We start from the raw sequence: 6,492 nt of genomic DNA, 5'->3' as shown, positions 1-6,492 counted from the left end.
TGCATTTCGCGTGCATGCTTTCGGGCGTAGCGACACGCAATTTCAATCTCTGTTGCATTTCGCGTGCATGCTTTCGGGCGTAGCGACACGCAATTTCAATCTCTGTTGCATTTCGCGTGCATGCTTTCGGACATGCCGACACGCGGTAACTAATTCAGCTTGCTTTCGCGTGTTTGCTTCCTAAACAAGCTGCACGCGATTACTAGTTTTATTTGTTTTCGCATGCAAATCACTGAATCAAGTGACACGCGATTGCTAATCCAGCTTGTTTTCGCGTGCAAAAAGCCACGATACTACATATATCAAGTCAACTATATCCGGCCATTTCTTCAAAATGCGCAGGATAGCCCTGCCGACCTGCCTAATCTCAGTACTTCTCCCGAAAGATCTCCTCGGCACGCTCCATGTCGGCGGCACTGGTAATCTTGAAGTTGCGCACGTCACCGGGGATCATGGCAACCTTCATGCCGGCCATGACTGCGGGCTCGGAAGAGCCGTGGATCACGAGGATCTTGTCGGGAATGAGCTTCCTGTTGGCTTCAAGATATTTCTTGTATACAAATGCTTCGGGCGCCTGGCCCGCAAATATCGTGTTTCTGTCGAGGAGCTCGTCGACCTGAACGCCGCCGTGGCTAAGATATACGGTATCGTTCATTGGAAGGACGGGCATAGCGCCGTCGTGATCCGAAAGAGCTTCAAGACACGCGGTGATGAGGTCTTCGGTAACGAAAGGTCTGGCCGCGTCATGTATTATGACATTGTCGGTCATGTCACCAAGTCCCAGTAATTCGATAGCTTCAAGGCCGCTCAATATTGATAACTGTCGGTTCTGGCCGGGATCGGCGTAGCCGAGGATCTTCTCACTGATGGCAGGGTAATCGACAATTGCATTTTCGATGTCTTCGCGCCACTTATCATCCGCAACTATTATGATGTTTTGAACTATAGGGAGATTTCCGAAGGGCTCCAAGCTGTGCACGATCATCATCTCGCCTGCAAGATCTACGAACTGTTTGGGGACATCGCCGCCGACTCTGCTGCCGACGCCGCCTGCAAGTATTATAGCTACATTCATACGCTTACACCTCTACATTCTCAAGCATCACAGGGATCTTTCTGCTTGCGCACTCCATGGCGGCGACGCCTGTGTCGCCGTAGTACGCGCCCCACTTATCTATGAAGTCAAGGCTACGGCCGGCTTCATCGAAGATGATACCGGGCGTGTTCTTGACCTTTTCTATGAAAGCAAGATAGCGCTCGCGCACGGCGGGCTCTGCCTTGTCGAGATTCGCTGTCAGGTAGTCCTGAGGGATGAAAATCGCAACGATCTTGCCGCTCGCGCCGGCGAAGGTTTCGAGCACGCGCTCGAACTTATCTATAGCTTTCTCACCGTGATATATCACGGTGCTAATTGTGAAGTAATAAATGACCGCTTTGCGGTCGGCATAATCACCGAGGAACTTTCGCCACTCGCGCTCGTGCTCAATTTCCGCAGGAGAAGCGGAACCTGCGCCATGCGCGCTGCTGCCCGATGCTTCTGCGCTGCCCGCGCCCGCGTTCTCTTCCGCGTCGCCGTGGACTCCTGCGCCCGCGCTTTGCGCGCCGCGCTTCTTCCAATCGCTTCCGACGAACTCGGAGACTTCAATCTTCTGCTCCCAGAAGGCACGGGTCTCTTCGCCGGAGAGGGAGATGAGCTTCTCGAGGTAGAGCTCGCGCTGCTTCTCTGACTTAAGCAGCACCTTATCCGCGTAGACAACGGCGGGCTGTTCGGCGAGGATCTCGATGCCGCGGCAGGCTTTGTCGTCGCGGTCGATGGGGTCGTCGATGTCAAAGCAAGGAACGTAGACGAGCTCATCGGTAAAATTTATAAGATTTGAAGAGTAGAAGAATTCATGCACGGTAAGTGCCGTATTCTCTGCATCGTAGGGAACCTGGATCACTATCTTGTCGGGACGGATCTGCGCAAAATCAAGCTCCTCGCAGTTTTCTACGCCGACATAATCGGGGAAGAGCATACGCTCATCATGCATTTCACCCACGTTTCCGTAGTAATCGCAGTCATAGAAATTTATAGGATATACGTGAACGTCATGGCCATCGGCCTTATACCTGTGCCACAGGCCTTCCATGGTCTCCCACCACATAGCTCTGCAAGGAAGGAACACAATTGTCTCCTTTTCCTTTACCGGAGCCGGAGCAAGCATTTTTGTCATGTATCTTTTTACCGATACAAGCATGTGATTTGCGTCGAAAGTATATCTGTAAGGATTATGCTCAAGTTTCTTCTTAAGGGCTCTCTCCTGACTGATATAGCATGGATACTCATGCATACCGCCGCCCTTACGTATCTCCATATAGTTTCCGTAGTTGCTTGACAGGATCTGGTCATAGCAGCACGGAATCTGGATTGTCGTATTTTCAAACTTCATCTCAAAAGTCTTTTCAAAAAACTTCTTGGGGAAAATATGATTGCCGTACATCATATAAAACGGCATCAAAGCAACCCTGTCGCCGTCGGAAACAGGGCATTCCATATAGATCTTCTCGATGAGAAGCTCGAGATCTCTTTTTAATTTTTTGCCTCTTTTAAGATGAATATGATTTTCTTTCTCAACATCCAAGACCAAGCTCTCGATATTCCTGGCAAGATCTCCGAGTTCGTCCTTGGCCTCAACGGCGTTGTGGACGAGGATGGCTCTTTTGGCCCTGTCATAACGCTCTTTTTCCTTGGCCTCATCGGCAAACATTCCGTCCATGGGGAAAATATCGACACCGACCGTATACGGGCAGCCGCTGAACTCATCCATATGTTCCTTGGTGCAGTCGATGGCGCTGCAATTAACTATTCTTCCGAGAATGTTGTCATAACCTTCCTCAATATCTCTCAGCGAAAGAATGATGTACTCCTTGGGAAATTCTTTTTTGGCAATCTCAAAAAAGCGCTCGTAATCATCGCGCATCATGCAAATATCAAAGTCATCGTCCCACGGAATATATCCGCCGTGCCTGACCGCGCCGAGCATCGTTCCGTAGTCGCCAAACCACTGAATATCATGCTTTTTACACAGCTTAGCGATCTCAGAAAGGATCTGCAGCTGTCCCGCCCAGTAACGCTTGATCATCGTCGGGATATAAAAGCCATTCCTGACCTCTTCCCTAAAAAAAGAAAGCGGAAAGCTGATCTCTTCTAGTGGTACCATCTTCATTTCTTCATCGGGATTAGTATTCATCAAGCTCTTTTAGCTCCTTATCATCGGGATTAGTATTGATCATCGAATTGTACAGGCTCCTTATCGAGGTATGAAAAATCAAGTTTCCTTACAGCCGGGATAATATCGGCGTATTCAGCTCTTTTGCCGAATAAAAGAGTTGTTCCGAGAACAAAGCCGTCCATCTTCTTGGGCACATACTCGCGCATTCTATCCGCTCCGCAAGCCCCGTCCCAGTAGAGCTCGAAGCCCATTTTTTTCCTAAGATGCAAAAGAGTGTCGATCTTCTCACCAACGAACGGCAAAAACATCTGACTGGCGTTGCCGGGATTGACCGCCATAACAAGAACTCTGTCGACGATGCGAAGGAGCTCTCTTATAGATTCCACGCTGGTTCCGGGGTTTATCGCAATGCCCGGATGCAGGCCGTAATCAATTATCTTTGAGATTGTTGTTGACGGGTGATACTCCGCCTCCGGATGAATGTAGACGGTATCGCCCTTTCTGAGATATCTGAGGAAAAGATCTATATTATTCCTCGGGTGCTCGATCATAAGATGCACGTCGAGCGGCTTCTTACTGATCCTAGCAATTGAGATCATGTCATATAAAGACATGGCAAAATTATGGACATAACGACCGTCCATGATATCTATGTGAAAAGAGTCTATTCCGGCCGCCTCAAGCGCCTTGACCTCTTTCTCAAGATTGCCGAAATCGGCGCACATCATGGATGCCGTAAGAACAAAATCACTCATATTACCCCCTCGTCAAGTCAAAACATTTTAGTAATGCACAAACACTGAAAAACCACTTCTATTTTACCACAGAAATGCGCTATAGTGGCGGTTTTACAGGCTTTTTTGCCCGCAAAATTCTTAATGTATCTTTGCAATCTCAAGCCACGGGTTTATATACACCGAAAGGTCGCACAGATCAAATATATAGCCGTTTTTCCAAGTCACATAATCAAAGCTTATCTGATCGCGCGTGTGCTCGTAGGACATGTACTCATCCCACCAATCCTGCATAACCTTCTTAAGCGCCTCGTCGTGGTGATCGCGGACTATGCAGGTAAGCTCAGCGATATAGCCTTTTGCGGTATATCCTTTTTTCTTATAAACCTCGAGCTGCGTATCGAGAGCCGCCTTATCGGCCTTTCCGCGCTCGACGATAAGAACCGCCTCATCCATTATGCTTTCCGAACAAAAATGAGCAAAGCATATCATTCCGCAGTCACGCCTGTACGTATCTATAAAAGTGCGAATATCTTTTTTTATGATCAAGGATCCGTCGATATAAACCGAATAATCATATTCCGGGAAAAAGATATGAGGAAACATCTTGGGATAGCGCGAAAGCCTCACGCTGCTTAAGTTATCGGGATTGTCGATAACTCTTATCTCCCACTTGCCCTTATAATCCGGTCTTTCTCTGTCTGTTAAAAGAACATACGAAAGGCCCGAGTCTCCCGTTTCAGGTTCATTTATTTCATCGTAGTCCCCGGTGATGACCGTGTAAACAACGCCCTTTCCCTCAAACTTATCCGAAGGCGTCGGGTATCTTAAATGATATTTTTCTCTGACGTGATCGACCTGTCTTATATATTCAAGAAGGTTATCCAGCTGCATACTTTTCTTTTCAAGATGCGCCGCCGCTTGCTTCAGACTGTCCGCAACCTCTGCGGATACTCCGTCGTCCGGGCTACTGTATGCATATTTGATGATCGCGTCCATTGAGAGAATCCGCAATCTGTCGACATCAAGGATGTTCTCATCGGCCTCTTTATAGAGTCTTTCAAGCGTATCTTTATTTTCATCACACAAAAGATTCGCATTCAGCGTCTCATATACAGACAAAAAAGCCTCTCGCACGGCGTCTTTGCCCATCGCACCTGCGTTCTCGTATAGGTATGACAATATTTCGTTTATCTGTTTGATCAAATCAGAATTCTTCATAAATAGTCTCCATGCTCAAAAATACAAGACATATATGATGTATGGATTGCTCCGACTCGTTTCCGTAATTTTCACAATCCTATATCAATTATAGCAGATATAGTGCTACAATAAGTCTATGAATGTGATAGTTTACAGATATGACAGCATTTGCGAGCCTGATTATATCGATGCTCTGAAGGCTGTCGGATTAACGATAATTGAAGACAACACCGGAAGATCGGAGCATGATTCCATGACTCTGGATGAGAGGATCACCAATCTCGGCAATTTGATTGCCGAGCACAGGCCTCTTTTTATCTTTTCCATCAACTTTTTTCCTTTTATCGCCATGCTCTGTGAGAGGATCAAGGTTCCGTACGTCTGCGTTTCCGTGGACTGCCCGGTTCTCGAGATCTATAATAATGCGATAAAAAGTCCCTACAACAGAGTTTTTTTATTCGACAAAAAACAGTACGAATCCGTCGCTTACGCCAATCCGAATTGCATTTTTCACCTTCCGCTCGGCGGCGCCGTGGACAGGATGAACGCCACAACGAAGGGTGCTGTCGGCTATGACTTCGACATCTCTTTTATCGGATCTCTTTATACCGAAAAAGACCCATACGCCGCACTTAAGCTGCCTTCGGGTATTGAATCCGGTCTCGAAGAAAAGATGCTTCGACAGTTAAAAGAAAATATTTATGGCCTTGAATATGTTGAAAACACACTTACGGACGAAGAGATTTCCGCGATAAAAGACGCCGATCCCGAGTTTTATTCATCGAGGCTCAGCATCAGAAATCTCGACAGGCAGATAGTTCTGGATGATTATCTGGGATCACACATCACAGTTCTAGAAAGAAAAGAGATATTAAATACCCTTGCGGAAAGCATCGGAAATTATAAGCTCGATCTCTTCACAACAAGTAATACAAAAGAGCTGTCACCGCTTATAAGAAATCGCGGCATTGCCAAGTCATTCACGGAAATGCCCATTATATTCAAAAAAAGTAAGATCAACTTAAACACAACAATGAGAGCGATCAGATCGGGACTTCCACAGAGAATCTGGGATATCCTTGCTTGCGGTGGTTTCCTTCTAACGAATTATCAGCCGGAGCTCGATGAATTCTTAACTCCCGGCGTTCATCTTGAAACCTATCGCTCCATCGACGAGCTTGTCGAAAAGTCCGTTTATTACCTTGAACACGACGATGAGCGCGAAGCTATCGCGCAAAACGGATACAAAAAAATCTGTGAAGAAGACAGTGTTCTTCACAGGGTGATGGCGATGATCAGAATAGTAATGGAAGCACATAAATGAAAGAGAGCCCCGAATAAAC

5 protein-coding genes are annotated in these 6,492 nt (G+C 47.0%); 1 reads left to right on the top strand and 4 read right to left on the bottom strand.

Annotated elements, in window-relative coordinates:
* Positions 1–367: 367 nt before the first annotated feature.
* The 4 genes from D6853_RS14040 to D6853_RS14025 all read right to left on the bottom strand — a co-directional run bounded on the left by D6853_RS14040 (position 368) and on the right by D6853_RS14025 (position 5,167).
* Positions 368–1,075, bottom strand: coding sequence for an IspD/TarI family cytidylyltransferase (locus tag D6853_RS14040; protein WP_120658631.1), 708 nt, complete (start codon positions 1,073–1,075; stop codon positions 368–370).
* A gap of 4 nt (positions 1,076–1,079) precedes the next feature.
* Complete coding sequence (locus D6853_RS14035) at positions 1,080–3,230, bottom strand: LicD family protein (protein WP_120658630.1); 2,151 nt, start codon at positions 3,228–3,230, stop codon at positions 1,080–1,082.
* A gap of 29 nt (positions 3,231–3,259) precedes the next feature.
* Positions 3,260–3,967, bottom strand: a complete 708-nt coding sequence (locus D6853_RS14030) for a ribulose-phosphate 3-epimerase (protein ID WP_120658629.1) — start codon at positions 3,965–3,967, stop codon at positions 3,260–3,262.
* 120 nt (positions 3,968–4,087) lie between these two features.
* Positions 4,088–5,167: a glycosyltransferase domain-containing protein gene (locus D6853_RS14025; RefSeq protein WP_120658628.1), complete on the bottom strand. Its 1,080-nt coding sequence runs from the start codon at positions 5,165–5,167 to the stop codon at positions 4,088–4,090.
* Positions 5,168–5,291: 124 nt separating this feature from the next.
* Here D6853_RS14025 and D6853_RS14020 point away from each other — a divergent pair, with 124 nt between their 5' ends.
* A complete protein-coding gene (locus D6853_RS14020) occupies positions 5,292–6,473 on the top strand; it encodes a glycosyltransferase family protein (RefSeq protein ID WP_207667221.1) in 1,182 nt (393 codons plus the stop codon).
* Positions 6,474–6,492: the final 19 nt, after the last annotated feature.

This window comes from Butyrivibrio sp. X503, assembly GCF_003625475.1.
In the GTDB taxonomy this organism is placed as follows: Bacteria; Bacillota; Clostridia; order Lachnospirales; family Lachnospiraceae; genus Butyrivibrio.
Note: the sequence above shows the minus strand (reverse complement) of the source record. Positions and strands in the feature narration are given on the sequence as shown.

Bases quoted from the DNA above. Each gene is read 5' to 3' on its own strand.
- D6853_RS14040 (WP_120658631.1), bottom strand. From the start codon at position 1,075: ATGAATGTAGCTATAATACTTGCAGGCGGCGTCGGCAGCAGAGTCGGC.
- D6853_RS14035 (WP_120658630.1), bottom strand. From the start codon at position 3,230: ATGAATACTAATCCCGATGAAGAAATGAAGATGGTACCACTAGAAGAG.
- D6853_RS14030 (WP_120658629.1), bottom strand. From the start codon at position 3,967: ATGAGTGATTTTGTTCTTACGGCATCCATGATGTGCGCCGATTTCGGC.
- D6853_RS14025 (WP_120658628.1), bottom strand. From the start codon at position 5,167: ATGAAGAATTCTGATTTGATCAAACAGATAAACGAAATATTGTCATAC.